Here is a 260-nt window from a genome sequence, read left to right on the forward strand (position 1 = left end):
GTTGCCGATGACGTCGGAATTCTGCACGGACTTCCAAGCGGCAATGAGGAAGTCCTTGAGGATGGCGTCGCCTTGCCCATGTCCCTCACGCGGATTGAGCAGCCACTGCAACATCTGCGAATGCTGGGTTTCTGAAGGCGTCAGGATGTCGAAAACATCATTCGCCCTTTTCAGCGCCTCAATCGCGCGCCCGGTGTTGGGGTCGCTGACGAAATTGTGAAAATCCTCGTGCGAATACGACGCTGTCTTGCTGGCTTTCA

The 260-nt window shown here is 55.8% G+C and carries 1 protein-coding gene; it reads right to left on the minus strand.

Going from position 1 to position 260, the window contains the following annotated elements:
• On the minus strand, positions 1-260 hold a 260-nt coding region (locus SB771_RS35405), incomplete at both ends, for a PD-(D/E)XK nuclease family protein (RefSeq protein ID WP_410722093.1).

This window comes from Burkholderia sp. SIMBA_051, from assembly GCF_046534915.1.
Classification (GTDB): Bacteria; Pseudomonadota; Gammaproteobacteria; order Burkholderiales; family Burkholderiaceae; genus Burkholderia; species Burkholderia ambifaria.